The following is a 22,318-nucleotide window of genomic DNA, read 5'->3' as shown; positions in this document are numbered from 1 at the left end:
TTAAAGATAGAAACACTAAGTGCGGCCCGTAAAAGGCCGCACCGTAAAATAAATTCGTGAGCGTCTAACTAGGCAACGTTCCGCTTTTTCTTCGCAGTTTTCTTGCCGGCGACAGTAATCGGATTGAGTCCGTTCTTCACCATCTCGGCGGTAATCACGAGTTTCTTCACGTCGGAACCGGGCATCTCGAACATCGCCTGCTGCAATGTTTTTTCCATCACGGAGCGGAGCCCGCGGGCACCGGTCTTGCGGCTCATGGTTTCGCGCACGATTTCCTTCAGGGCGTCGTCGGTGAATTCAAGTTCGATACCGTCCATCTTGAAGAGGCTCTTGAACTGCTTCACGAGAGCGTTCTTCGGCTGGGTGAGAATGTTGAGGAGCGCCGCCTCGTCAAGTTCTTCGAGCGCCACCGCAATCGGCAAGCGCCCAACGATTTCGGGAATGAGCCCGAACTTGATGAGGTCATCGGGTTCAAGCTGCTTGAAGAGTTCGCTCAGGGTATTGTCGTTTTCGCTGCGGATATCCGCACCGAAACCCATGCCGCCCTTGTTCACGCGCTGGGCGATAATCTTGTCGAGCGTTTCGAAGGCGCCACCGCAAATGAACAGGATGTTCTTCGTGTTCACCTGCACCAGAGCCTGCTCGGGGTGCTTGCGACCGCCCTTCGGGGGGACCGCCGCAACAGTGCCTTCCAGGATTTTCAGGAGGCCCTGCTGCACACCTTCGCCACTCACGTCACGCGTGATGGAGGGGTTTGCCGTCTTGCGAGCAATCTTGTCTATTTCATCGATAAAGATAATGCCACGTTCGGCCTTGGCCACATCGTAATCGGCAGCCTGCAACAGGCGCACGATGATGTTTTCTACGTCTTCGCCCACGTAGCCCGCCTCGGTAAGCACCGTCGCGTCGGCAATCGTGAACGGAACGTCGAGGAAGCGCGCCATCGTCTGCGCAAGGAGCGTCTTACCCGAACCGGTGGGGCCCACCAGCAGCAGGTTGGACTTCTCGACTTCCACGTCGTCCTTGGAATCGGCATGCGCCTGCTTGTAACGCAAGCGCTTGTAATGGTTGTACACCGCGACAGAGAGCGCCGTCTTCGCCTGGTCCTGTCCAATCACGAACTCGTCCAGGTGAGCCTTGATTTCGGTCGGGAGCGGGAGCGGTTTCTGCACGGCAGCTTCGGCAGCCGCCTTCTCCTGCATGGAGCGGGACTTGTCCTCTTCGATAATGCGGTAGCACATCGCCACGCAATCGCTGCAGATCTGGACGCCAGCGCCCGTAATCATCTTCTCGACACGTTCCGCGGGCTTGCCGCAGAAACTGCATGTCACGGTCGGATGGTTTTTCCCGCTACGATACATTAAATTCCCTCTTTACGCGGAACAAAGACTTCGTCAATCACGCCAAACGCCTTCGCTTCTTCGGGCCCCATGTAAAAGTCACGGTCAGTCTTCGCACGGACTTCTTCAATGGACTTGCCGGTGTGCTTTGCAACAATCTCGGTCAAGGTATCCTTCGTACGCACGATTTCCTTCGCGGTAATCTGGATATCGGTGGACTGCCCGGTGGCAGCGCCCGAAGGCTGGTGCAACATGATGCGGGAATGCGGGAGCGCATAGCGCTTGCCCTTCGTACCCGCGGCGAGGAGCACGGCGGCCATCGAGGCGCAACTGCCGATGCAGATGGTCGCGATGTTCGGGCGAACATGCTGCATGGTATCGTAAATGGCAAGGCCTGCCGACACGTAACCACCGGGGCTGTTGATATACAGCGTGATATCCTTTTCCGGATTCTCGTATTCAAGGAAAATCAACTGCGCCATGACGTTGTTCGCCACTTCGTCGTTGATGGGCGTGCCCAAGAAGATGATGCGTTCCTTGAGGAGGCGGGAATAGATATCGTAGGCGCGTTCACCGCGTCCGGTGGTCTCAATGACGGTAGGAATGATCATTCATTTACCTCTTACTTGGATTCTTCAGCAGCCGGGCGGATACCCACGATGAAGTCGGCAGCCATCTGCACGCGGAGTTCGTCGCGGAGCTGGTTGATACGGCCGGACTGGCGGAAGTGGTTCTTCAGTTCATCGAATGCAACATGGTAGTTGTCGGCCATCAGCTTGAGGCGTTCGTCCACCTGAGCCTGGCTAGCCTTGAGCTTTTCCTTCGTAGCGACGAAGTCCAGGATGCGGTGCTTCTTGATTTCGCGAACAGCTTCGGGAGAAAGGGTCTTGATCTGTTCTTCAGTCGGTTCGACCATGTCCTTCTCGCTCTGGGCATTGCGGTTGATGGACCACCTGATGAGGTCAACAACGCGGGCATTCGGCACGTCGAACGGGTTGCTTTCAATGAGCTTGTCGATAGCTTCGTTGATAGCCTTCGTCTTGGCGGCGTCCTTCTTCTGGTTAGCGAGGCTTTCGGCGAGGTTGTTCTTGAGTTCCTCGACATCCTTCACGCCGATCTGCTTGCAGAATTCTTCATCGAAGGTGGGCGGCACGATTTCGCGCACGCTGGTGATTTCCACGTTGAACTGGGCAGTCTTGCCGCGGTAACGTTCGTCCTTGTGGTCATCGGGGTACTTGAAGTTGATTTCCTTCTTGTCGCCGGCCTTCACGCCCATGAGGCCTTCGTCGAATCCCGGAGAGGCAGATTCGCCGAGAAGGCTGCGGAATTCCTTGTTCTCGGGGAGTTCCTGCTTTTCGCCGTTGATCACGACTTCGATGTAGTTACCCACAACGAGGTCACCCTTCTTGGCTTCGCGGTCAACCGGTTCGTCCTTGCTCCACATCTGGGAAAGGCGGTCGAATTCAGCCTGGACTTCTTCTTCGTGCACGGCAGTGGCCGGGACGGTGATACCCGTGTTGTCGTAACCCTTGATATCGATTTCCGGATCAACTTCGACTTCGACAGTCATGTTGATACCGTTTTCCTTGTCTTCCTTGAACTCGGTCACCTTGAGCTGGCCAACGGGGATAATGTTCGCCTTCTTGAGCTCTTCACCGATAACCTTGTCGACAGTCTCGTTCACGACTTCGTGACGGATGGCGTCACCGAACTGCTTCAGGACCATGGCCTTCGGAACCATGCCCTGACGGAAACCCTTGAGGGCGACCTGCTTCTTGTACTGGGCGAGCTTCTTCTCGAACGGAGCAGCGAGATCTGCTTCGGGAATGGTTACGGAGAGGGTGCGCAGGGTGGCGCTTGTTTCTTTGATTTCAACGGACATTATAGACTCCGATATACTGTTAATATGAAATTCTCTGCGAAAGGAGGGAGTCGAACCCTCACACCGAAGTACCAGATCCTAAGTCTGGCGCGTCTGCCAATTCCGCCACTTTCGCGTTTCCGCACCCAAAATTAGAAAAAGTCCAAAACATTTGCGAGCAAAACATCTATTTTATGCTCCATTGCAAGTAGTCAAGAACATTAAGATTGGCGTTTTCATTTCCCTGGTGAACATCCTCATCCAAGGGGTGTCCGTCCTTGTACAGAATATTATCGCCAATAACCTTGGAATCGTAAATTTCGGCTACTTCGGAATCTTACAAAGCGATTACACCATATTCTGCGCGCTCGCCGACTTCGGCATGGCGACCCTTATCCTGGCCTATTTCGGCAAGCGGGCCACCAAGGGGCGCCTGTTTACAAATGTGCTTCAGCTCAGGCTAGCGATGACAGGCGTCGCCGCGTTCGCCATGGTATCGTTCGCGGTTTTCGTCCGTCCCGACCACCCGGCATTCTGGGGAGAAGTCATCCTCGCCTTCGGCCTCCTGTTCCAGCACGCGTTCTTCGACTGGTACTTCATCTGCGGAAATTTCTGGAAAAAACTGCTCATCTCGAAGGTGCTGCACACCATCGCGTACACCTCCATCATGGGGATAGCGCTCTGCATATTCCACATCGAATCCATCGGGGGAGTCGCCTTCGCGATGGTACTTGCGGCCCTCCCCGCCTTCGGGTTCGGCGTGCGCCAGGCGTTTACCCCGAAGGTGTTCGACATCGGGCCTCACACCCGTAGGTTCTTCTCGCTCATGTTCAAGTCGGCGCTCCCGTACGCCCTCGCAAGCCTCGCAAGCTTCGCGTACCTGCCCGCAGGCCTTTACACGGTATCGCACGTCGCCCCGCCCGAATTCCTGGGCGCCTACAACTTTTCGCATAAGCTCATAATCCTTGCATCAGGCCTGATGGTGCATTTCATATCGTCGAGTCTCATCACGCTGCACCAGACCGACAGCCACACGCTCCACATACGCGACCAGCTGGTATTCACGCTGTTCATCATCGTGGTGTCTTCGCCCTTCTGGCTGTTCCCGGACCAGACGCTCCAAGTCATATTCTTCGCGGCCCCCTGGACAAGCGACGTATTGAACCAGAGCGCCCTGTGCCTGCGCCTGCTGTCGCTATCGCTGGTACTGCAGGCCCTCCGCATGGCGATGGTCTCCACCATGCTCAAGGAAAAGCGCACCATGCTTTACGGCACGATGATTACCGCAGGCGGGTTCGTGAACGTGGCCATTTGTAGCCTCGGGGCAAATCACGTGATGCCCGAAGCCATCCCGATGCTCACGCTCTCGGGCGACGTATTCCTGACCATCGTACTCGCATTCTACTTCACGAAGAACGATCGCATCCGCTGGTAGTTGTTACTTTATACAGAATACCCTACGAATGGCGGGTATCTTGGAAAGCAGTACCGCAACAACCAAGTCGATAGAAAAACGCACCACGGGGAACGCCCAGAGCGGCACGAACGCGAACTTCGCGTGCCACGCAAAGGTCATCGCCTCGAAGTAGTGCACCGTAAGTATCACGAGCGAAATGCGCCCGCAGGCCGAAACCGCAGAAAGCACCTTCCAGCGACGGCCCTCAAGACAATAGACCAACTTCCACCACAGCACGCAGGCACCCAGCGGGGCAAGCGCGCTCAGCAACGGCACCGGGTAAAGCCCCACATGCATGTCGATAGCGGGTATCCAAATCGCACTAACCGCAATGGCTGCGCACGTGGGCAAGGCAAAGCGGTTGCCGCTCAGCATGCGGGCATTCGCAAACCCGTGCCCTGCCGCATAGAAGAACATTCCCGCAACGCCCTGCTGCAGGCCAAACGGGAGCCAGATTCCCTCCGGCAGGGAGCAGGCGACAAACCCGACGCCAGCCGCAATCCATGTACCGTGCCTCACCTTCGACAGCAGGCCATAAATGACCCTGCAAAAGAACAGTGCCGGCAAGAACCACAGCACGCCCACATCCAGGTTATCGTACCCCGCGAAATGCATCCCGGGGCCAACGACAAGCGCCGAGGCGGCATACCGCGGGAGCAGTTCAAAACTGCCCGTCCGGAAAGCATCGATGGCATACCGGAGCGCAACCAGCAACACACCCACGGCGTACGGCACCAGCAGGCGGCGGACATCGAGCCGGACCTTCGCAACCGAGAAATCTTCCTTGAAGAAATACCCCGAGACAAAGAAGAACAGCGGGATATGGAACAGGTAAATAAAGTCGTGGAGGGCGGGAGCGATTTCGCAATGTCCCACGACCATCAGCACGATGCAAAGCGCCTTCAGCCTATCCGCGGTCTCAATGCGCATGCTCCACCTTCTTCTGTTCGCAAATCTTCGTCAGCGCAATTACCAGGTAAACCCACAGCCAGAACATGCCGAACTTGTAGCCCGCCAGGAAGAACCACCATCCCACATAGTAGAGGAATATGGTAAAGAGCATCCACAGCCCGGGCGAACGCGCCTCCTTCATCCGTTCGTAAAGGAACGTCATGAACAGCGACACAAAGAACGGGAACAGGACCGTACCGGCAATACCCCAGTCCTTGTACACCTCCCACAGGTAGCCCGTCGTATTGTACGCCGGCACCTTGTTCACGCTCTCATTGAACATCCCGTCCCAGCCCATCGACTTACGGATAGCACCCGGAATAGTCGTGTACTCGAACATGCCGTTCAGGGCATCGATACCATAGGTAAACGGGTGCCTCTCATCGTCGGGCGGGGAATTGAGCATGTAGTCGAGATTCCAATAGTTGTTCGCCACATACCTGTACGGGATAGACATCGCCTGCTTCGCGACCATGCCCTGCAGGGAATTGGTCCCATACTGCGACCTGAAAAGCGCAACCGCCACAAACAGCACCACGGCGACAAGGAGCGCGCCGACTATCACCCGGATAGGAATCCGTGCCTTGAGGTTGTTAAAGAGAATCAGGATAAACCCGAGCGAAAGGAAGAGGGATGTACGGCTCGGGTACACACACACCGTAAGCGCGATGATGATAAAGGACATTACTACCGAGAAGATGCGGATGCCGCGGTACGGGTTCACCGACTTGAACGAGGCCACCATAAAGAACAGCACCACTAGCGGCGAGCTCGCGACAGCCGTACTCGTGAATGCTCCGTAGTCCACATCCGAGGACACCCACTTGGAGATATTGTCCGTAAGGATTATCAGTGTCCCCACCTTCTTGATCATGAGCGCGACACCCACAAAGTATGCAAGCATTAGGACTATCGAGAAAATAAAGTGCAGCCGCCAGTTGTATATCGAGGCCACGTCCGTATCTACCTTGGAGTGGTGGTCCCGGGGATTCACCAGGTAATAGACAACCGAACCCAGGACAAACGAGAACAGGGCGCCGCCCCATACCATCCATGTCTTGGACGTAAAGTCCGTCATGGCGGGGTCAAACTTTATATAGGCAATGCCCAGCGTAAGGCACTGGGCAAACACGTACACGTTAGCAGGGACAAAGAAATCTTTCTTCAGGTACCACGTCTGCCAAAGGCAGAATATAACCGCAACAAGGCATACAATCGAGACGGAATAGTTATCCCAGATATCGTACATGGGCCATACCCGTCACGTCTAGAATCAGGCGCCCTTCTTCCCGAAAAACCTTGCCAGGCGCTGCATTTCGCGCATAAACACGGAATCCTTGTCCGATGTCTTGCAACGTTCGATAAAGCAGCTCACGAACATGGCGATAAGGCCTGCCACAAGGCATGTAAACGCAAGCATCATGCTCCTGATGGGGAACACCTTCTTGTCGTTGGGCCATGCCGGCTGCAAGATAATCAGGTTCGCCCGCATGTTCGCCTCGACAAGCGCAAGCTGTTCGCTCTGCTGGCGCAGGTACTTGTACACGGCCATCTTGATCTTGACTTCCGATTCTATGCGCAGGTACTGGGCCGCGAGGTCGGAACTCTTGTCAAGCGCCACGATACCGACAGAACCGCGCTTGCCCTGCGTCGCCTGCTTCATCGATGCATCGACAGAACTCAGGCGCTTGCGCAGTTCCTCATAACGGCGGCCGTTTTCACCGCGTTCCATCTTCTCGAACGCCAGTTCCTGCGCCACCATGTCCCTGTTCCCCTGCAGAGTGCTCAGGTACTTCATCGTAGCCTCGAGCTGTATCTCCGGGTCATAGAAATGGTTTTCGGTCTGGAACTTCACGAAGACTTCCTGCAGGGAGTCTATGGCATGCTCTTCGCGTTCAAGACGTTCCTGAATATACTGTCTCGAAATCCTCGCCTGCGACGTCTTGTAGCTGTTGTACATGGAGTCGGCCTTCGCGAGCATAAAGTTCAGCACCTCGGCGGCAAGCACATAGTCCTCGTCCTCGTAGGTCAGCTTGAACATGCCCTCGTCGTTTATCTCCACGTCGAAGTTCTTGCGGAACTGCTTGAGCATATCCGCATGGAATTTCCCGTCGAACTCGTAATGGTTCACGAGGTCGAACTTCTCGATGACCATGTCGTGCAGTTCCCAGGAATTCAGGTACGTCCAGACGATATCCGTACCGTTGTCGGCCTTCCCTAGGAGCGACGAGATCGATCCCAGATTGTCGAGCCCGTCCATGAACTTGCCGATATTCCCGGCCAGGGACACCTCGGAAGTAGGCGGCGTCACGACCGCTTCGGCCCTGTACGTAGGCTCGAGCACCCACATCACCAACACGAACATGATTGCCGTGGGGATAGTGACAATGGCAATGCACAGCTTCAAATGCGCGAGGCAGTTGTTGAGGATCCTCAGCAACAGTTCCATGAACGTCAAGTTTTCGTGCTTTTCCATAGGGCTACTTGTAGTTGACATAAATAATGAACGCCGAAGACACGACCGTGAGGAGCGATGCGAGGAACAGCGTGAAATCCTTGAAAGACTCGTAGCGGCTCTTGGGCACCTCGATATAGTCACCCGGCAGAATCTGGTCTTCGGTAATGCTCAGGCTCATGGCCTCGGGATTCTTGCCGCGCCATACCTTCACCTGGCTCCAGGAACCAGAAATCGTGTTGAGACCGGCAGCGGCGATATAGTCAATCGCATGCCAGGAGGGAGTGTAGTCGAACTGGCCAATACGCCCCACGGCACCGCCTACATATACGAACATCTGCGTCACCGTAAACTCGACTTCGGTGTTGGGCGCCACCACGGTATTCTTCATCTCGGAAAGCGGAATCCAGTACGGGGCCTTGTCGGGTTCGCGCACGCAGAGAGCCTTGTAACCGTAGTTGTGCAGGCGCGAACTGCCCGAAAGTTCGTAATAGTCCTGGAGGGTGCGGCCATCCTTGTAGGCGACACTCGTCCTATACCCCGGGAAAATCAGCGTGACATTATCGCCCGTCGGCACGAAGGGCACATAGATCTGGTCGCCCTGCTGCAACATGATATCGCTCGCGAAATCTCCCCTCGCGGCAATCTCGTTGAAGTTCACATGCAACGTATCGCCCTTGCGAATAATAAGCAGGTCCTCGGTATTCGCATTCGGGATGGTTCCGCCAATCTGCCTAACGAAATAGCTGAGCCTCGTCTGCGGTTCCACCATATGCTGGCCCACCTGGCTCACTGCGCCCATGACGCTCACGCGGAATCGCTTGAGCGAAGCCAGCTGTACATAGCAGAACTCGCGCTTGTAGCGCTTGGAGACTAGGTCCAGAATCATTTCGCGAGCTTCTGCAAGCGTCTTACCCAGAACGTTCACCGAACCGCATTCCTCGATAGCCACGCTGCCATCGGGATAAATCTGTACCGTCAAGTAGTTGTTCTCGAGCCCGATATCGAGGAAATCGCCCGGCCCAAGCTGGTAAGTGGAATCTACCGGATTTTCGGCGTATGACGGCGAGAGCGTGACAGTGCTTCGGGGGGTAATCGTGGACGTGCCGTTCAAGGCAGAATTCAAATAGACATTGCCTTCCGCGAAGGCGGAGATAGCAAGCAGCAATATGGTCGCGATCAATCGGAGCATACAGAAATCGGTCTTAAAAAGGTAAATGTTTTACAAAAATACAAAAAAACGCAATCCGGCGCGTCATCGACACGTCAATTTTCAATCTGCTCCGTGTATTCTTTGGGTAAAAAGTGGCCCACAAAAAAAAGAGACCCGGCGATAAAGCCGGGCCCTTTTTTCAAAAGCGCAACGCCTTAGTTAGCGGACTTGCCTTCGCCTTCGACCATGCTCACGGCATCGGACTTGGCGGGTTCGGCAGCCTTCTTGGTCTTCACGACGATCTCGTCTTCGACGAGGCCGATGAGGGCCATTTCGGCAGCGTCACCAGCGCGGTTCGGGCCGAGCTTGATGATGCGAGTGTAACCGCCATTGCGGCCAGCATAACGCGGTCCGATGGTGGCAAAAAGGTCCTGGAGGACCTTCGGGTCCGTAAGGAAGCGAGCCGCTTCGCGACGAGCGGAGAGGTCACCCTTCTTAGCGTAGGTAATCATGCGGTCCACGTTGGAGCGGACAATCTTAGCCTTGTGGAGCGTAGTGCGCACGTAGCGGGCAGACTGTTCGGCTTCCATACCCTTGCCGATAATGGAGGTGGTAAGGGCGCGGAGGATGGCACGCTTGTGTTGGGAATTAACACCCAGTTTCTTGTTCTTTACACCGTGTCTCATTTTTAATCCTTCAAGTAGTCATCGACGTCCATGCCAAAGGAAAGGCCCATGGAGGTCAACACCTCGTTAAGTTCCACCAAGGACTTCCTTCCGAAGTTCTTGTATTTGAGCATATCGTTTTCCTTGTTGCGTACAAGTTCGCCGACGGTATGGATGTTGGCCATACGCAGGCAGTTGCTGGAACGAACAGAGAGTTCGAGTTCGTCCACGCGGGTACGCAGGAGCGTCGCAATACGCTGACGTTCTTCATCCATTTCGATTTCTTCGGGGCTCTCGAGGTCGCCTTCGAAGTTGATGAAGATTTCCAAGTGATCGACGAGGAGCTTCGCAGCGTATGCGAGAGCGTCTTCGGGGTCAATGGAACCGTCGGTCGTAATTTCGAGTTCCAAACGGTTGAAATCGGTACGCTGTCCAACGCGGGTATCGCTGATGTGCATCGCCACCTGCTGAACCGGGTTGAAGTTCGCGTCGGTCGCGATAACGCCAATCGGGGCGTCCTTGTCCTTCAACTCGTCGGCACGGACAAAACCGCGACCGCAGGAGATCTTCACATCCATGGACAGAGAAGCGTTTCCGTTCAATGTCGCAATATGGACATCCGGAGTAAGGATGACCACGTTCGGATTGTCCATGAAATCCTTAGCCGTGACTTCGCCATCACCGGACATATCCAGGTGCAGTGTTTCGTCATGGTCGGAAAGGAGCTTCACGCGGATGCTCTTCAAGTTCAGGATGATATCCGTGACATCTTCCTTGACACCCGGAATCGTAGACATTTCCTTGTCGACGCCTTCGATTTTCACGGAGACGATTGCCGCACCCTGCAGGGAGGAAAGAAGCACACGACGGAGAGCGTTACCGAGCGTGATGCCCCAGCCTCTTTCGAGAGCTTCGACAACAAACTTGGCCTTGCGACCGTCTTCGCTAGATTCCACTTTCTGGAAGCTACGCGGCATCTGAAGTGATTTCCACATCATTGGCGATACCTCTTTGGATTAGACTCTTCTCTTCTTTTTAGGACGGCAACCGTTGTGCGGAATACCCGTCACGTCTCGAATAGAGAGGACTTCGAGGCCCGCATTCTTGAGAGCGCGGACGGCGGATTCACGACCACCACCGGCACCCTTCACGCGGACATCCACCTTGCGCATGCCGAGGTCGAACGCCTTGTGGGCGGCAGTTTCGGCAGCGAGCTGGGCGGCAAACGGAGTGCTCTTGCGGGAACCCTTGAAACCGGAGTTACCGGGGGAGCCCCAAGCGACGACGTTGCCACGAGCATCGGTGATAGAGACGATTGTGTTGTTGAAGGTAGCGTTGACGCAGGCAATGCCCTGGATGTCGATACGCTTCTTGCCCTTCTTGACCTTGACATCTTCAGCAGCAGCAGCCGGAGCTTCGGCGGCGGCAGCAGTTTCCTTGATTTCTTCTTCAGCCACGAGGAATCTCCTTACTTCTTCTTGTTAGCCACAGTCTTCTTGGGGCCCTTGCGGGTACGGGCGTTGGTACGGGAACGCTGACCGCGAACGGGCAAGCCCTTGCGGTGGCGGATACCACGGTAGCAACCGATATCCAAGAGACGCTTAATGTTCAGGGTAACTTCCGCGCGGAGCTGACCTTCCACGGAGTATTCGTCTTCGAGGAGATGACGAATCTTACCTTGTTCTTCTTCTGTCAGGTCGTCACACTTCTTGTTCTTGTCGATGCCCAGCTGAGCACAGACCTTGTTAGCGGTGAACAGACCGACGCCATAGATTGCCGTCAGACCGTACTCGACGGTCTTGTTTTTCGGTAAATCGACACCAGCGATACGTGCCATACGATCTCCTTATCCCTGCTTCTGCTTGTGACGGGGGTTCTTCGAACAGATGATGCGCAATACACCCTTACGACGGATGATCTTGCAGTTTTCACATCTGGGTTTGATGGAGGCTTTGAGTTTCATAGGTTTGACCTTCTTTTGAATACCTATTACTTGTAACGGTAAGTGATTCTCCCACGATTGAGGTCGTAGGGAGAAATCTCAACCAACACTTTGTCGTCCGGCAAAATTCGAATGAAATGCCGACGCATCTTTCCTGAAACATGAGCGAGGATCTCGTGACCATTTCCGAGTTGGACACGGAAGAACGCGTTCGGGAGCGCTTCCAGAACGACGCCTTCAACTTGTATGCCTTCTTCTTTAGCCACTAAGATGCCATCCTGCCGCGGATGCGGCCATGCTTCAAGAAACCTTCATAATTCTTGGTATGCAACTGGGCTTCGAGCTGACGAAGCGTATCCAGCGCCACACCGACCACGATGAGTACCGAGGTGCCCCCAATATAGAAACTCATATTGAGTGCGTCTTTCAGGTGGAGCGGTCCGACGCTGATTAAGGCGAGGAACAGCGAGCCCGGAAGAGAAATTCGGGTCAAAATGTGGTCTATGTATTCCGCCGTCTGCTTACCCGGACGCACACCCGGGATAAATCCGCCAGACTTCTTCAGGTTTTCGGCAATGTCGTTCGGGTTGTACTGGATTGCCGTGTAGAAGAAGGTGAAGAATATGATAAGCAGCGCGTCGATCACACTGTAGGAAATGTGACCTGGAATGAACGCTGCGGCGAAAGACTGCATCGCAGAGACGTTCGGGAACCACGACGCGATCATGGCCGGAATGAACATGATGCACGAAGCGAAAATCACGGGAATCACACCAGCAGTGTTGACCTTGAAGGGCAAGTAGCTGGACTGACCACCCATGACCTTGTTTCCGACAGTCCTACGAGGACTTTGGAGTGGAATGCGACGGTTCGCCTGCTCCACGAAAACGATGAATCCGACAATCGCAATCACAATCGCCAAGATGAAGATCTCGATGGCGAGCGGATGGATGCCTTCTTTCAACATTTCCACTTCGGCAAGGAAAGCTCGCGGGAAGCTTCCGACGATACCGGCGAAGATAATAAGAGAAATACCGTTACCCACACCGTGCGAAGTAATCTGTTCGCCCAGGTACATCACGAAAATCGTACCGGCGGTGAAGGTCAGGGTAGCAAGTAGACGGAAGCCGATGTTCCCCGCACCCGATGTAAAGCCGTCCGCGAGAGCGGAGGTTGCACCGACCTTGAGGGAGGAAAGCCATACGGAAATGCCCCAGCCCTGCAAAGCGGCAAGAAACACCGTGAAGTATCGGGTATACTGGTTCAGCTTGGCACGGCCTTCCTGACCTTCCTTCTGGAGCATCTGGATAGCCGGAATCACCGAGCCCATCAACTGAATGATAATGGACGCGCTGATATAGGGCATAATACCCAGGGCGAACACAGTCGCTTTCGCGAATGCACCGCCCGTGAAGGAGTCGTACATGCCGAACAAGTTGTTCGAGTTCTTGAAGTATTCCGCGAGGACCGCGGCGTTTACTCCGGGGATGGTGATGTGTGCGCCAATGCGGTAGATGATGAGGACACCAAGCGTAAAGAGCAACTTCTTACGCAGGTCCCCAATCTTGAACGCGTTGACGAACGCATCAATGGCTTTCTTGAGAGCTTCCATTAGACGATCTCGACTTTGCCGCCAGCAGCTTCGATGAGGGCCTTGGCCTTCTCGCTGATAGCGTTAACCTTGACGTTGATAGCCTTGTCGATAGCACCGAAGGCGAGAACCTTCACGGGCTTGTCGATGTTACGGATGAACCCGAGATCGAAGAGGACCTTGGCGTCGAATTCGGCCACGTTGGCGGCAGCGAGACGCTTGAGGTTCACGATCTGGAATTCGATACCGGCATGCTTGAAACCGCGCTTCGGGATGCGGCGGTGGATAGGCATCTGACCGCCTTCGAAAGCGACACGGCCAGCCTTGGCGCTCTTACGAGCACCAGCACCCTTCTGGCCACGGCCAGCGGTGGTGCCCCAACCGGAACCCGGACCACGGCCGATGCGCTTGCGCTTGACGACCTTGGCCTTGCCAGGATTGAGAGTATTGAGTTCCATTATTAGATCTCCTCGACCTTCACCATGTCAGCCACGGCATTGATCATGCCCTGGATGCTGGGGGTCAAAACGTGTTCAACAGATTGTCCGATCTTGCGGAGACCGAGGGCCTTCACGTTGGCGCGGTGCACCGGGAGACGGCGGACGGTACCCTTGATCAAAGTAATACGAACTTTCTTCATTGTGTATTACTCCTTAGGCTTCAAAACCACGCAGCTTGGCGCAGTCCTGTTTGTTCATCTGGGACTTCAGGCCTTCCAGGCAAGCGCTCACGACAGTGCTCGGGTTGGAGGAACCGTGAATCTTGGTGAGGATGTTGCGCACACCGGCGAGTTCGAGAACAGCACGGGCGGCAGCACCGGCGATAACGCCAGTACCCGGAGCAGCCGGCATGAGGAGAATGCGGGTAGAACCGGCCTTCACTTCGATGTCGTGCGGGATGGTGCCGTCGAGGAGCTGGACTTCAACAATGTTGCGCTGGGCAGCTTCGGTACCCTTACGGATGGCTTCGGAAACTTCCTTAGCCTTGCCGAGGCCAACGCCCACCTTGCCGTTCTTGTTGCCGACGACAACGAGAGCGGAGAAGGACATACGGCGACCGCCCTTGACGGTCTTCGCGCAACGGTTGATGTGTACAACCTTGTCTTCAAATTCAGAAACTTGAGCTTCGCGTTCCAAAGTGTACCTCACTAGAATTTGAGTCCGCCTTCACGAGCTCCCTCAGCGAGAGCCTGAACGCGACCGTGATAGATGTAACCGCCGCGGTCGAAGACCACGGATTCAATGCCCTTGGACTTGGCGATTTCAGCGACCTGGAGGCCAAGCTGCTTGGCCTGTTCCGTCTTCGTCATTTCGCCGAACTTGCCCTGGAATTCCTTGGCAGTCGTAGCGACCTGAGCGAGAGACTTGTTGTTCGCGTCATCGATAATCTGGGCGACCATGTGAGACAAGGAACGGCGAACGGCCAAACGAGGGCATTCTGCAGTTCCGACAACAGACTTGCGCACACGAGCGTGGCGTGCGATTCTGGACTGGATTCTTTTCTTAGCAATTGCAGTCATAGTTTACCCTTATTTACCTGTCTTCTTACCTTGCTTACGACGGATAATTTCGCCAGTGTACTTGATGCCCTTGCCCTTATACGGTTCAGGCTTACGGTACTTGCGGATTTCCGCGGCAGCCTGGCCGACCTTCTGCTTGTCGATGCCGGAGATGGAGATCTTCAGCGGGTCGACAGCCTTGAGTTCGACGCCTTCCGGAGCCTTGAAAATGACCGGATGAGAGAAACCGAGCACGAGGTTCAGGTCCTTGCCCTTCTGTTCGACGCGGTAGCCCACACCGACGATTTCGAGAGTCTTCTCGAAACCCTTGGTCACGCCTTCGACCATGTTGGCAACGAGAGCGCGGGTCGTGCCGTGGATGGCACGGGTGAACTTCTGGTCGTCAGGACGGGAGAAGGAAAGCTGAGAGCCTTCGAGCTTGATGGAAATGAGTTCGTGGACGTTGGTCTCGAGCTTGCCCTTCGGGCCTTCCACCTTGATGTTCTGACCATTGACGGCGACTTTGACGCCAGCCGGGATGTTGATAATAGCTTTTCCGATACGGGACATCTTTACCATACCTTTGCGATGACTTCGCCACCCACCTTCTGTTCGCGGGCTTCGTGGTCAGTCATGACACCTTTAGATGTGGAGATGATAGCATAGCCAAGGCCGTTGCGGACACGCGGAAGCTTAGCCACGTCAACATAGTGGCGAAGACCCGGCGTAGACACGCGCTGGATACCCTGGATAGCGGATTCGCCCTTCGTGTAACGGAGCAGAACCTTGAGGATGCCCTGCTTGCCGTCATCGACGACGACGAACTTCTTGATGAAACCTTTTTCCTGCAGAACGCGTGCAATTTCACGCTTCAGGTTGCTGGCAGGAATGTCAACCACGGGGAGCTTAGCCTTGCAGGCGTTGCGCACGCGGGTGAGCATATCGGCGATAGGATCTGTCATTGCCATGAGTTATACTCTCCTTACCAAGACGACTTTGTGATACCGGGGATTTCGCCGGCGAGTGCCATTTCGCGGAAGCAAATACGGCAAAGGCCAAAGCGGCGCATAAAGGCGTGCGGCCTACCGCAACGCTTGCAACGGTTATACCCACGAACGGTATACTTCGGGGTACGCTTGCATTTTTCAATCATTCTTCTGCTTGCCATGGTATTACCTTACTTCCTGAAGGGGAGTCCAAGTTCTTCGAGAAGGGCACGGCCTTCGTCGTCCGTCTTTGCAGAGGTCACGAAGGAGATGTCCATACCGAAGGTACGAGAAATCTTATCGATATCGATTTCGACGAAGATCGTCTGTTCCTTGATACCGAGAGTGAAGTTGCCCATTCCATCGAAACCACGGCGAGCGAGACCACGGAAGTCACGGACACGTGGGAGGTTGATGTTGATGAAACGGTAGAGGAAGTCCCACATGATGTCGCCGTGGAGAGTGACCTTGGCACCGATGCCGAGACCTTCACGGAGGTGGAAGTTGGCGATAGCCTTCTTCGCTGTGGTGACGACGGCCTTCTGACCCGTAATGGCAGTAAGAGTGTCGGCAGCTTCGTCGAGAATCTTGCGGTTCTGAGCAGCGGCGCCAACGCCCATGTTCACCACGATCTTTTCGAGACGCGGGATTTCCATCACGTTCTTGTAGGCGAATTTTGCTTGCAGGGCCGGAACGACTTTTTCGAGATAAAATTGCTTCATCTGATTCATGGTTTTACCTTACACAGCCTTTCCAGTCTTGACACTGGTACGAACGCCCTTCTTGCCCTTCTCGCGCACGATACGGGTACGAACAGGCGTATTGCCTTCGAGAAGCATCACGTTGGAAATGTCGATGGGCATTTCCTTCTCGATGATGCCGCCCGCCTGGTTGGTCTGGCTCGGCTTTTCGTGACGCTTGCAGACGTTGACGTCCTTGACGGTCACCTTGCCGGCCTTGACACTGATCACGGTGCCGGTCTTGCCCTTGAAGGCACCGGAAATCACCTTGACGTTATCATTCTTCTTGATGTTAGCCATTAGAGAACCTCAGGTGCGAGGGAGATGATCTTCATGTAATTCTTTTCGCGGAGCTCACGAGCCACCGGTCCAAAAATACGGGTTCCACGCGGTTCACCATCCTTAGTGATGAGAACAACTGCGTTGTCCGAGAAACGAATGAACGTTCCGTCCGGACGGGAGATTTCTTTGCGTGTGCGCACGACGACGGCGTCGGCCACGGAACCCTTCTTCACCTTGCTCTGGGGGATAGCGTCCTTAACGGCTACCTTGATGACATCACCGATGCTAGCATAGCGACGGTTCGTGCCACCCAAAACACGGATGCAGGCGACTTCCTTGGCTCCACTGTTGTCAGCCACGACGAGTCTGGTTTCTTCTTGAATCATATTTCGCCTTACTCCAGGAGTTTACTTCTTCTTTTCGACGATGCGGACGAGACGCCAGCGCTTCGTAGCGGAAAGAGGACGAGTTTCCATGATTTCCACCAGGTCGCCTTCGCCGGCTTCGTTGTTTTCATCGTGAGCCTTGAGCTTCTTGGTGGTGGTCATGATCTTGTTGTACATGGGATGACGCTTGCGGTTTTCAACCACAACCGTGATGGTCTTATCCATCTTGTCGGAGGCGACAACACCCTGCTTGACTTTACGAAGGTTTCTATCCATTTCCTGCTCCTGCCGGCTTATGCCTTGGCCTTTTCGCTGAGGATGGTCTTGATTCGGGCGATGTCCCTGCGGGCAGCCTGAATCACAGAGGGTTTTTCCAAATTACCGAGCTTCGCAGTCATGCGGTAATTGAACAAATCGAGATTCAACTGTGCCAGCTTTTCCTTGAGCTGAGCCACGTCGAGAGCTCTCAGTTCATTTTTAATGTCACGAGCTTTCATTAGATCTCCGATTCTTCGATGATTTTGCACTTGAGGGGGAGCTTCTGTGCCGCGACATGGAGAGCTTCCATGGCGAGTTCACGTTCGACACCACCCATTTCGAAAATGATGCGACCCGGGAGAATCACGGCGACCCAGAATTCCACGGCGCCCTTACCCTTACCCATACGGGCTTCGGCAGGGTGACGGGTGATCGGCTTGTCGGGGAACACGCGGATCCACACGCGACCGCCGCGCTTGATCTTACGGGTCATAGCGATACGGGCAGCTTCGATTTGGCGAGCCGTCAGCCAGCACTTTTCAAGAGCCTGAATGCCGAATTCGCCGAAGGCCATGTAGTTGCCGCGATGAGCGACACCCTTCATACGGCCCTTCATCTGCTTACGATGTAATGTTCTTTTAGGACTCAGCATAATTACTTCTCTCTCTTGTTGTCGTTCATGACGTCCTTGCCAATCTTTTCACCGTGCATGATCCACACCTTGATACCGATGGCACCATAGACGGTCTTAGCAATCGATGTCGCGTAGTCGATATCGGCGCGGAGAGTGTGCAGAGGCACGCGGCCTTCGGCATACTTTTCGACGCGGGCAATTTCGGCACCGCCGAGGCGGCCACCGCACTGCACCTTGATACCTTCCACACCCAGGCGCATGGCGGACTGGATGGCGCGCTTCATGGCGCGGCGGAAGGAGATACGCTTTTCGAGCTGGCGGGCGATGTTTTCAGCGACGAGCTTGGCATCCGTTTCCGGGCGCTTGATTTCGTGCACGCTGATGAAAATTTCCTTACCGGTGAGGAACTGGAGCTCGCTCTTGACGCGTTCGAGTTCTTCGCCCTTCTTACCGATGACGATACCCGGGCGGGCGGTAAAGAGGTTCACGTTCACCTTCTTGACGGTGCGTTCGATGCCGACCTTGGAGAGGGAGGCATGTTCGAAACGCTTCATCAGGTAGCGACGGAGGGTAATGTCTTCATAGAGAAGATCAGCAAAGTTGTCTTCGGCATACCACTTGGATTCCCAACCGCGGATAACGCCAAGACGAAGACCATTAGGATGAGTTTTGTGACCCATTGTTATTTCTCCTTGTCTGCGACGACGACGGTGAGGTGGGTGAGCGGCTTTTCAATACGGAAAGCGCGGCCCTGGGAACGCGGGTGAATACGCTTCATGATCGTACCGCCGTCAGCAGCGATGGTCTTGATCACGAGTTCTTCAGCGGCGACCGGAGCGGCAGACTTCTGCTTGAAGTTTGCGACAGCGGACTTGAGAGCGTTCTCGACAATCGGAGCGCCCTTGGTCTGCGTGTGCATGATGGAGAGCATCGCGAAGGCTTCGTCGACGCGCTTGCCACGGACCAGGTCCACAACGCGGCGGAGCTTGCGCACACCGTAACGGACGTTTTTCACTTTAGCAACAGCTTGCATTATTTCTTACCTCCAGCGGTTTCCGTCTTGCGGTGGCCACGGAACGTACGGGTCATTGCGAATTCGCCGAGCTTATGGCCGACCATGTTTTCGGAAACATAGACCGGGAGGAACTGCTTTCCGTTGTACACAGAGAAAGTGAGTCCGACCATATCCGGAACGATTGTGGAACGACGGGACCAGGTCTTGATCGGCTGCTTCTTGTCGGAGCCAGCCATTGCCTGGGCCTTGCTTAGAACGTGGGAATCCACGAAAGCACCTTTCTTAAGGGATCTCGACATGAATTAGGCCCTCTTCTGACGACGGCGCACGATGTACTTATCGGTACGCTTATTGTTACGAGTTTTGGCACCCTTGGAGTTCTTGCCCCAGGGAGAGCACGGATGACGACCACCAGAAGTACGTCCTTCACCACCACCGAGCGGGTGGTCGACCGGGTTCATAACGACACCACGGACGGACGGGCGCTTGCCGAGCCAGCGAGAGCGGCCTGCAGAACCCGAGGATTCATTCATGTGATCGATATTGGAAACCTGACCGACAACAGCGAGGCAGTCTTCGGAGATGAAGCGGACTTCACCACTCGGGAGCTTGACCTGGCAGAGCTTGCCGTCCTTGGCGACGAGTTCAGCAGCGGCACCGGCGGAGCGGACCAGCTGAGCACCCTTGCCCGGCTTGAGCTCGATGTTGTGGATCATCGTGTTCAGCGGAATATCGCGAATCGGGAGAGCGTTACCCACGCGGAACTCGGCACCAGCGCCGGCGTTCAGCACATCACCGACCTTGACAGTAGCCGGGGCGATGATGTAGGCGCGCTTGCCGTTCTGGTACTTGACCAGGGCGATGCGAGCGGAACGGTTCGGATCGTATTCGATAGTTTCGACCGTGCAGGGGATGCCTGCGAACTTGCGCTTGAAATCGATGATACGGTACAGTTTCTTGTGACCACCACCGCGACGGCGGGAGGTGATTTCACCAACGTTGTTACGGCCGGAGCTGCTCTTGATACCTTCGGTAAGGGGCTTGTACGGCTTGTCGGCAGTGATTTCCTTGCGGTCACCAATCTGCTTGTAACGAAGCGTCGGGGTAAGAGGGCGATAAGACTTCAGACCCATAGTTATACTCCTTCGAACTCGGCAATCTTTTGCCCGGCCTTGAGCGTGATGTAGGCCTTCTTCCAGTTGGGTTTCTTGCCGGCAACCATGCGGACACGCTTGATCTTGCCACGGGTGATCACGGTGTTAACGGAATCAACCTTGACGGAGAAGCGCTTCTCGACAGCAGCCTTGATATCGGTCTTGCTGGCGTCCATGGCGACCTTGAAAACATACTTGTGCACATCGTTACGCGGATTCACCATGTTCTTCATGGTTTCTTCGGTAATGTGCGGGGTCAGCAGGATTTCACGAATTTCCTTCATTAGCGGCCTCCTTCAAGTTCTGCGAGAGCAGCCTGAGAGATGACAACGTTGTTCGCACGGACGATGTCGTAAGTGTTGACATCTTCAACGCGTGCGCAACGGCACCAAGGAATGTTGTTGGAGGAGAGGTAAAGGTTTTCGTCCTTAGCGCTCACGACAAACAGAGCATTGCGCTGTTCGACGCCAGCCTTAGTGAGGACAGCGAGGAGATCCTTGGTCTTCGGGGCGCCGAAGCTGAGGGCTTCGAACACGAGGACCTTGCCTTCCTTGGCCTTTGCAGCGAGTGCAGAGTGGAAAGCAATCTTCTTGACCTTCTTGTTCACCTTTTCGAAGTAGTCGTGGGACTTCGGACCGTGTGCCTTGGCACCGCGAACCCACACAGCGGAGGTGTTCTGGCCGGAACGAGCGCGGCCGGTACCCTTCTGCTTCCACGGCTTCTGGCCACCACCGCTAACAGAGGACTTATTCTTGGCCTGGGCGGTGCCCTGGCGCTGGTTGTTCAGAATAGCCTTGATGTGGAGGTACATGCAGACCGTGTTGACTTCTTCGTCAAACATCTTCGGGAGTTCGATATCGTTCTTGAAATCGCCTGTTGCGGCGAAAAGCTTTGCACTAGCCATTAGTCTTTCCTCACCACGATAATGCTGTTCTTCGGGCCCGGGACAGCGCCACGGACGAAGATCAGGTTGCGGTCGCCGTCAACCTTGACGACCTGGAGGTGCTTGACAGTCACTTTCTTGTTGCCGTACTGACCAGGCATACGCTTGCCCGGGAAAACACGACCCGGGTAGGAGTGAGCAGACGTACCGCCCGGTTCGCGCATGTTGTGCGTACCGTGAGAGCGGGGACCGCTGTGGAAGCCATGGCGCTTGATGGCACCAGAGAAGCCGTGACCCTTGGAAATGCCGGAGACGTTCACCATCTTTGCATCGGCGAAGTCGGCAGCACCGAATTCCTTGCCAACCGGCCAGGATTCGAGATCAGCGACGTCAAATTCGGCGAGGTGTTCGCGGACAGCGATTTCAGCCTTCTTGAAATGGCCGATTTCTGCCTTGTTGGCACGCTGTTCCTTCTTGAGACCAAAGCCGATCTGGACAGCAGTGTAGCCGTCCTTTTCTTCTGTCTTGTGGGAAACGACCACGCACGGACCGGCTTCGAGAACCGTGACAGGGACGCATTCGCCCTGTTCCGTGAACACTTGGGTCATTCCCAACTTCTTTGCGAGAATACCGTTCATTGTTATTAGACCTTAATTTCGACTTCGACACCAGCCGGCAAGTCAAGTTTCATGAGGGAATCAACAGTCTGCGGCGTAGCATCAAGGATGTCGATAAGACGCTTGTGCGTACGGGATTCGAACTGTTCACGAGAAGTCTTGTTAATATGCGGAGAGCGGAGCACCGTATACTTCTGGACCTTCGTCGGGAGGGGGATGGGTCCCGCAATGCGGGCACCCGTTTGCTTAGCTGTATTCACGATGTCTTGAGCAGAGCGGTCGATCATACGATGATCGAAGCTCTTCAAGCGAATACGAATGCGTTCACCAGCCATGATTTTTCCTTACTTGATGATTTCGGTTACGGAGCCAGCACCAACAGTACGGCCACCTTCGCGGATAGCGAAGCGGAGCTGCTTTTCCATGGCGATCGGGGCGATGAGGTTCACGT

Annotated in this window: 37 protein-coding genes and 1 tRNA gene; 1 reads left to right on the top strand and 37 read right to left on the bottom strand. The window is 55.0% G+C overall.

Going from position 1 to position 22,318, the window contains the following annotated elements:
• Positions 1 to 68: 68 nt before the first annotated feature.
• From clpX to B7994_RS13690, 4 genes are all read right to left on the bottom strand, one after another.
• Complete coding sequence (gene clpX, locus B7994_RS13705; RefSeq protein ID WP_088639022.1) at positions 69 to 1,361, bottom strand: ATP-dependent Clp protease ATP-binding subunit ClpX; 1,293 nt, start codon at positions 1,359 to 1,361, stop codon at positions 69 to 71.
• Positions 1,361 to 1,951: an ATP-dependent Clp protease proteolytic subunit gene (locus B7994_RS13700; protein WP_088639021.1), complete on the bottom strand. Its 591-nt coding sequence runs from the start codon at positions 1,949 to 1,951 to the stop codon at positions 1,361 to 1,363. The genes clpX and B7994_RS13700 overlap by 1 nt, the downstream gene beginning before the upstream one ends.
• 11 nt (positions 1,952 to 1,962) lie before the next feature.
• On the bottom strand, positions 1,963 to 3,222 hold the full coding sequence (gene tig / locus B7994_RS13695; protein WP_088639020.1) for a trigger factor: 1,260 nt from the start codon (positions 3,220 to 3,222) through the stop codon (positions 1,963 to 1,965).
• 35 nt (positions 3,223 to 3,257) lie between these two features.
• Positions 3,258 to 3,337: transfer RNA gene (locus B7994_RS13690), tRNA-Leu, on the bottom strand.
• 66 nt (positions 3,338 to 3,403) lie between these two features.
• Here B7994_RS13690 and B7994_RS13685 point away from each other — a divergent pair.
• The gene (locus tag B7994_RS13685; RefSeq protein WP_158213156.1) at positions 3,404 to 4,636 is read left to right on the top strand and encodes an oligosaccharide flippase family protein; all 1,233 of its coding nucleotides are present in this window, start codon (positions 3,404 to 3,406) and stop codon (positions 4,634 to 4,636) included.
• Positions 4,637 to 4,639: 3 nt separating this feature from the next.
• Here B7994_RS13685 and B7994_RS13680 read toward each other — a convergent pair whose 3' ends face one another.
• The 33 genes from B7994_RS13680 to B7994_RS13520 form a co-directional block, all read right to left on the bottom strand.
• Positions 4,640 to 5,587, bottom strand: a complete 948-nt coding sequence (locus B7994_RS13680) for an acyltransferase family protein (protein WP_088639018.1) — start codon at positions 5,585 to 5,587, stop codon at positions 4,640 to 4,642.
• A complete protein-coding gene (locus tag B7994_RS13675; RefSeq protein WP_088639017.1) occupies positions 5,577 to 6,857 on the bottom strand; it encodes an O-antigen polymerase in 1,281 nt (426 codons plus the stop codon). Before B7994_RS13675 ends, B7994_RS13680 begins: the two co-directional genes overlap by 11 nt.
• A 24-nt stretch (positions 6,858 to 6,881) precedes the next feature.
• On the bottom strand, positions 6,882 to 8,084 hold the full coding sequence (locus B7994_RS13670) for a lipopolysaccharide biosynthesis protein (protein ID WP_158213155.1): 1,203 nt from the start codon (positions 8,082 to 8,084) through the stop codon (positions 6,882 to 6,884).
• Between the two features lie 4 nt (positions 8,085 to 8,088).
• Positions 8,089 to 9,255, bottom strand: a complete 1,167-nt coding sequence (locus B7994_RS13665) for a polysaccharide biosynthesis/export family protein (RefSeq protein WP_088639015.1) — start codon at positions 9,253 to 9,255, stop codon at positions 8,089 to 8,091.
• 176 nt (positions 9,256 to 9,431) lie between these two features.
• The gene (gene rplQ, locus B7994_RS13660; RefSeq protein WP_088639014.1) at positions 9,432 to 9,902 is read right to left on the bottom strand and encodes a 50S ribosomal protein L17; all 471 of its coding nucleotides are present in this window, start codon (positions 9,900 to 9,902) and stop codon (positions 9,432 to 9,434) included.
• Between the two features lie 2 nt (positions 9,903 to 9,904).
• Positions 9,905 to 10,879, bottom strand: a complete 975-nt coding sequence (locus B7994_RS13655) for a DNA-directed RNA polymerase subunit alpha (RefSeq protein ID WP_088639013.1) — start codon at positions 10,877 to 10,879, stop codon at positions 9,905 to 9,907.
• Positions 10,880 to 10,897: 18 nt separating this feature from the next.
• Positions 10,898 to 11,323, bottom strand: coding sequence for a 30S ribosomal protein S11 (rpsK, locus tag B7994_RS13650; protein ID WP_173378974.1), 426 nt, complete (start codon positions 11,321 to 11,323; stop codon positions 10,898 to 10,900).
• Between the two features lie 26 nt (positions 11,324 to 11,349).
• A complete protein-coding gene (gene rpsM, locus B7994_RS13645) occupies positions 11,350 to 11,718 on the bottom strand; it encodes a 30S ribosomal protein S13 (RefSeq protein WP_072807559.1) in 369 nt (122 codons plus the stop codon).
• A 9-nt stretch (positions 11,719 to 11,727) separates the two neighbouring features.
• Positions 11,728 to 11,844, bottom strand: a complete 117-nt coding sequence (rpmJ, locus tag B7994_RS13640) for a 50S ribosomal protein L36 (RefSeq protein WP_088639011.1) — start codon at positions 11,842 to 11,844, stop codon at positions 11,728 to 11,730.
• Positions 11,845 to 11,870: 26 nt separating this feature from the next.
• Complete coding sequence (gene infA, locus B7994_RS13635; protein ID WP_014546098.1) at positions 11,871 to 12,089, bottom strand: translation initiation factor IF-1; 219 nt, start codon at positions 12,087 to 12,089, stop codon at positions 11,871 to 11,873.
• A complete protein-coding gene (gene secY / locus B7994_RS13630) occupies positions 12,089 to 13,435 on the bottom strand; it encodes a preprotein translocase subunit SecY (protein WP_088639010.1) in 1,347 nt (448 codons plus the stop codon). Before secY ends, infA begins: the two co-directional genes overlap by 1 nt.
• A complete protein-coding gene (gene rplO, locus B7994_RS13625; RefSeq protein ID WP_088639009.1) occupies positions 13,435 to 13,872 on the bottom strand; it encodes a 50S ribosomal protein L15 in 438 nt (145 codons plus the stop codon). Before rplO ends, secY begins: the two co-directional genes overlap by 1 nt.
• Before the next feature lie 2 nt (positions 13,873 to 13,874).
• Positions 13,875 to 14,054 carry a 50S ribosomal protein L30 gene (gene rpmD / locus B7994_RS13620; protein WP_072807556.1) on the bottom strand — a complete coding sequence of 60 codons (180 nt, stop codon included), beginning with the start codon at positions 14,052 to 14,054 and terminating at the stop codon, positions 13,875 to 13,877.
• A gap of 13 nt (positions 14,055 to 14,067) precedes the next feature.
• On the bottom strand, positions 14,068 to 14,550 hold the full coding sequence (gene rpsE, locus B7994_RS13615) for a 30S ribosomal protein S5 (protein WP_088639008.1): 483 nt from the start codon (positions 14,548 to 14,550) through the stop codon (positions 14,068 to 14,070).
• A gap of 11 nt (positions 14,551 to 14,561) precedes the next feature.
• Entirely contained in the window at positions 14,562 to 14,933 is a 372-nt protein-coding gene (gene rplR / locus B7994_RS13610) for a 50S ribosomal protein L18 (protein WP_088639007.1), read from the bottom strand.
• 9 nt (positions 14,934 to 14,942) lie between these two features.
• Positions 14,943 to 15,482 (bottom strand): 50S ribosomal protein L6, encoded by a 540-nt coding sequence (rplF, locus tag B7994_RS13605; protein WP_088639038.1) that lies wholly within the window; start codon positions 15,480 to 15,482, stop codon positions 14,943 to 14,945.
• A gap of 2 nt (positions 15,483 to 15,484) precedes the next feature.
• Positions 15,485 to 15,880: a 30S ribosomal protein S8 gene (rpsH, locus tag B7994_RS13600; protein WP_088639006.1), complete on the bottom strand. Its 396-nt coding sequence runs from the start codon at positions 15,878 to 15,880 to the stop codon at positions 15,485 to 15,487.
• Positions 15,881 to 15,894: 14 nt separating this feature from the next.
• Positions 15,895 to 16,080, bottom strand: coding sequence for a type Z 30S ribosomal protein S14 (locus tag B7994_RS13595; protein WP_014546106.1), 186 nt, complete (start codon positions 16,078 to 16,080; stop codon positions 15,895 to 15,897).
• Between the two features lie 9 nt (positions 16,081 to 16,089).
• Positions 16,090 to 16,629 (bottom strand): 50S ribosomal protein L5, encoded by a 540-nt coding sequence (gene rplE / locus B7994_RS13590; RefSeq protein ID WP_088639005.1) that lies wholly within the window; start codon positions 16,627 to 16,629, stop codon positions 16,090 to 16,092.
• Positions 16,630 to 16,638: 9 nt separating this feature from the next.
• Positions 16,639 to 16,938, bottom strand: a complete 300-nt coding sequence (gene rplX / locus B7994_RS13585; protein WP_088639004.1) for a 50S ribosomal protein L24 — start codon at positions 16,936 to 16,938, stop codon at positions 16,639 to 16,641.
• Positions 16,938 to 17,306, bottom strand: coding sequence for a 50S ribosomal protein L14 (gene rplN, locus B7994_RS13580; protein WP_072807549.1), 369 nt, complete (start codon positions 17,304 to 17,306; stop codon positions 16,938 to 16,940). The genes rplX and rplN overlap by 1 nt, the downstream gene beginning before the upstream one ends.
• A 21-nt stretch (positions 17,307 to 17,327) precedes the next feature.
• Complete coding sequence (gene rpsQ / locus B7994_RS13575; RefSeq protein WP_088639003.1) at positions 17,328 to 17,582, bottom strand: 30S ribosomal protein S17; 255 nt, start codon at positions 17,580 to 17,582, stop codon at positions 17,328 to 17,330.
• A gap of 17 nt (positions 17,583 to 17,599) precedes the next feature.
• On the bottom strand, positions 17,600 to 17,803 hold the full coding sequence (gene rpmC, locus B7994_RS13570; RefSeq protein WP_088639002.1) for a 50S ribosomal protein L29: 204 nt from the start codon (positions 17,801 to 17,803) through the stop codon (positions 17,600 to 17,602).
• Complete coding sequence (gene rplP / locus B7994_RS13565; RefSeq protein WP_088639001.1) at positions 17,803 to 18,216, bottom strand: 50S ribosomal protein L16; 414 nt, start codon at positions 18,214 to 18,216, stop codon at positions 17,803 to 17,805. The genes rpmC and rplP overlap by 1 nt, the downstream gene beginning before the upstream one ends.
• Before the next feature lie 2 nt (positions 18,217 to 18,218).
• Complete coding sequence (gene rpsC, locus B7994_RS13560; RefSeq protein WP_088639000.1) at positions 18,219 to 18,878, bottom strand: 30S ribosomal protein S3; 660 nt, start codon at positions 18,876 to 18,878, stop codon at positions 18,219 to 18,221.
• A gap of 2 nt (positions 18,879 to 18,880) precedes the next feature.
• Complete coding sequence (gene rplV, locus B7994_RS13555; protein ID WP_088638999.1) at positions 18,881 to 19,231, bottom strand: 50S ribosomal protein L22; 351 nt, start codon at positions 19,229 to 19,231, stop codon at positions 18,881 to 18,883.
• Entirely contained in the window at positions 19,231 to 19,512 is a 282-nt protein-coding gene (gene rpsS, locus B7994_RS13550; protein ID WP_088638998.1) for a 30S ribosomal protein S19, read from the bottom strand. The genes rplV and rpsS overlap by 1 nt, the downstream gene beginning before the upstream one ends.
• A 3-nt stretch (positions 19,513 to 19,515) precedes the next feature.
• A complete protein-coding gene (rplB, locus tag B7994_RS13545) occupies positions 19,516 to 20,346 on the bottom strand; it encodes a 50S ribosomal protein L2 (RefSeq protein WP_088638997.1) in 831 nt (276 codons plus the stop codon).
• Positions 20,347 to 20,348: 2 nt separating this feature from the next.
• Entirely contained in the window at positions 20,349 to 20,651 is a 303-nt protein-coding gene (rplW, locus tag B7994_RS13540; protein WP_088638996.1) for a 50S ribosomal protein L23, read from the bottom strand.
• The gene (rplD, locus tag B7994_RS13535; protein ID WP_088638995.1) at positions 20,651 to 21,271 is read right to left on the bottom strand and encodes a 50S ribosomal protein L4; all 621 of its coding nucleotides are present in this window, start codon (positions 21,269 to 21,271) and stop codon (positions 20,651 to 20,653) included. The genes rplW and rplD overlap by 1 nt, the downstream gene beginning before the upstream one ends.
• Positions 21,271 to 21,888, bottom strand: coding sequence for a 50S ribosomal protein L3 (rplC, locus tag B7994_RS13530; protein WP_088638994.1), 618 nt, complete (start codon positions 21,886 to 21,888; stop codon positions 21,271 to 21,273). The genes rplD and rplC overlap by 1 nt, the downstream gene beginning before the upstream one ends.
• A gap of 5 nt (positions 21,889 to 21,893) precedes the next feature.
• The gene (gene rpsJ / locus B7994_RS13525) at positions 21,894 to 22,202 is read right to left on the bottom strand and encodes a 30S ribosomal protein S10 (protein ID WP_073190353.1); all 309 of its coding nucleotides are present in this window, start codon (positions 22,200 to 22,202) and stop codon (positions 21,894 to 21,896) included.
• 9 nt (positions 22,203 to 22,211) lie between these two features.
• Positions 22,212 to 22,318 (bottom strand): hypothetical protein (locus B7994_RS13520; RefSeq protein WP_144063679.1); only part of this gene is annotated, 107 nt, incomplete at its 5' end.

Source organism: Fibrobacter sp. UWR2 (assembly GCF_002210285.1).
Taxonomy (GTDB): Bacteria; Fibrobacterota; Fibrobacteria; order Fibrobacterales; family Fibrobacteraceae; genus Fibrobacter.
Note: the sequence above shows the minus strand (reverse complement) of the source record. Positions and strands in the feature narration are given on the sequence as shown.

What these genes read in the sequence shown, in the direction of transcription:
- rpsM (WP_072807559.1), bottom strand. Translation starts at nt 11,718, where the DNA reads ATGGCACGTATCGCTGGTGTCGATTTACCGAAAAACAAGACCGTCGAG.
- rplF (WP_088639038.1), bottom strand. Translation starts at nt 15,482, where the DNA reads ATGTCCCGTATCGGAAAAGCTATTATCAACATCCCGGCTGGCGTCAAA.
- B7994_RS13655 (WP_088639013.1), bottom strand. Translation starts at nt 10,879, where the DNA reads ATGATGTGGAAATCACTTCAGATGCCGCGTAGCTTCCAGAAAGTGGAA.
- rpsS (WP_088638998.1), bottom strand. Translation starts at nt 19,512, where the DNA reads ATGTCGAGATCCCTTAAGAAAGGTGCTTTCGTGGATTCCCACGTTCTA.
- rplC (WP_088638994.1), bottom strand. Translation starts at nt 21,888, where the DNA reads ATGAACGGTATTCTCGCAAAGAAGTTGGGAATGACCCAAGTGTTCACG.
- rpmJ (WP_088639011.1), bottom strand. Translation starts at nt 11,844, where the DNA reads ATGAAACTCAAAGCCTCCATCAAACCCAGATGTGAAAACTGCAAGATC.
- rplN (WP_072807549.1), bottom strand. Translation starts at nt 17,306, where the DNA reads ATGATTCAAGAAGAAACCAGACTCGTCGTGGCTGACAACAGTGGAGCC.
- rplB (WP_088638997.1), bottom strand. Translation starts at nt 20,346, where the DNA reads ATGGGTCTGAAGTCTTATCGCCCTCTTACCCCGACGCTTCGTTACAAG.
- rplD (WP_088638995.1), bottom strand. Translation starts at nt 21,271, where the DNA reads ATGGCTAGTGCAAAGCTTTTCGCCGCAACAGGCGATTTCAAGAACGAT.
- rplW (WP_088638996.1), bottom strand. Translation starts at nt 20,651, where the DNA reads ATGAAGGAAATTCGTGAAATCCTGCTGACCCCGCACATTACCGAAGAA.
- rpsJ (WP_073190353.1), bottom strand. Translation starts at nt 22,202, where the DNA reads ATGGCTGGTGAACGCATTCGTATTCGCTTGAAGAGCTTCGATCATCGT.
- tig (WP_088639020.1), bottom strand. Translation starts at nt 3,222, where the DNA reads ATGTCCGTTGAAATCAAAGAAACAAGCGCCACCCTGCGCACCCTCTCC.
- rplQ (WP_088639014.1), bottom strand. Translation starts at nt 9,902, where the DNA reads ATGAGACACGGTGTAAAGAACAAGAAACTGGGTGTTAATTCCCAACAC.
- rplO (WP_088639009.1), bottom strand. Translation starts at nt 13,872, where the DNA reads ATGGAACTCAATACTCTCAATCCTGGCAAGGCCAAGGTCGTCAAGCGC.
- rplR (WP_088639007.1), bottom strand. Translation starts at nt 14,933, where the DNA reads ATGACTGCAATTGCTAAGAAAAGAATCCAGTCCAGAATCGCACGCCAC.
- B7994_RS13670 (WP_158213155.1), bottom strand. Translation starts at nt 8,084, where the DNA reads ATGGAAAAGCACGAAAACTTGACGTTCATGGAACTGTTGCTGAGGATC.
- clpX (WP_088639022.1), bottom strand. Translation starts at nt 1,361, where the DNA reads ATGTATCGTAGCGGGAAAAACCATCCGACCGTGACATGCAGTTTCTGC.
- rplE (WP_088639005.1), bottom strand. Translation starts at nt 16,629, where the DNA reads ATGAATCAGATGAAGCAATTTTATCTCGAAAAAGTCGTTCCGGCCCTG.
- rpsC (WP_088639000.1), bottom strand. Translation starts at nt 18,878, where the DNA reads ATGGGTCACAAAACTCATCCTAATGGTCTTCGTCTTGGCGTTATCCGC.
- B7994_RS13680 (WP_088639018.1), bottom strand. Translation starts at nt 5,587, where the DNA reads ATGCGCATTGAGACCGCGGATAGGCTGAAGGCGCTTTGCATCGTGCTG.
- rpsH (WP_088639006.1), bottom strand. Translation starts at nt 15,880, where the DNA reads ATGGCAATGACAGATCCTATCGCCGATATGCTCACCCGCGTGCGCAAC.
- secY (WP_088639010.1), bottom strand. Translation starts at nt 13,435, where the DNA reads ATGGAAGCTCTCAAGAAAGCCATTGATGCGTTCGTCAACGCGTTCAAG.
- rpsQ (WP_088639003.1), bottom strand. Translation starts at nt 17,582, where the DNA reads ATGGATAGAAACCTTCGTAAAGTCAAGCAGGGTGTTGTCGCCTCCGAC.
- rpmC (WP_088639002.1), bottom strand. Translation starts at nt 17,803, where the DNA reads ATGAAAGCTCGTGACATTAAAAATGAACTGAGAGCTCTCGACGTGGCT.
- rpmD (WP_072807556.1), bottom strand. Translation starts at nt 14,054, where the DNA reads ATGAAGAAAGTTCGTATTACTTTGATCAAGGGTACCGTCCGCCGTCTC.
- rplX (WP_088639004.1), bottom strand. Translation starts at nt 16,938, where the DNA reads ATGGCTAACATCAAGAAGAATGATAACGTCAAGGTGATTTCCGGTGCC.
- B7994_RS13675 (WP_088639017.1), bottom strand. Translation starts at nt 6,857, where the DNA reads ATGTACGATATCTGGGATAACTATTCCGTCTCGATTGTATGCCTTGTT.
- rplP (WP_088639001.1), bottom strand. Translation starts at nt 18,216, where the DNA reads ATGCTGAGTCCTAAAAGAACATTACATCGTAAGCAGATGAAGGGCCGT.
- rplV (WP_088638999.1), bottom strand. Translation starts at nt 19,231, where the DNA reads ATGCAAGCTGTTGCTAAAGTGAAAAACGTCCGTTACGGTGTGCGCAAG.
- B7994_RS13700 (WP_088639021.1), bottom strand. Translation starts at nt 1,951, where the DNA reads ATGATCATTCCTACCGTCATTGAGACCACCGGACGCGGTGAACGCGCC.
- B7994_RS13665 (WP_088639015.1), bottom strand. Translation starts at nt 9,255, where the DNA reads ATGCTCCGATTGATCGCGACCATATTGCTGCTTGCTATCTCCGCCTTC.
- B7994_RS13595 (WP_014546106.1), bottom strand. Translation starts at nt 16,080, where the DNA reads ATGGCAAGCAGAAGAATGATTGAAAAATGCAAGCGTACCCCGAAGTAT.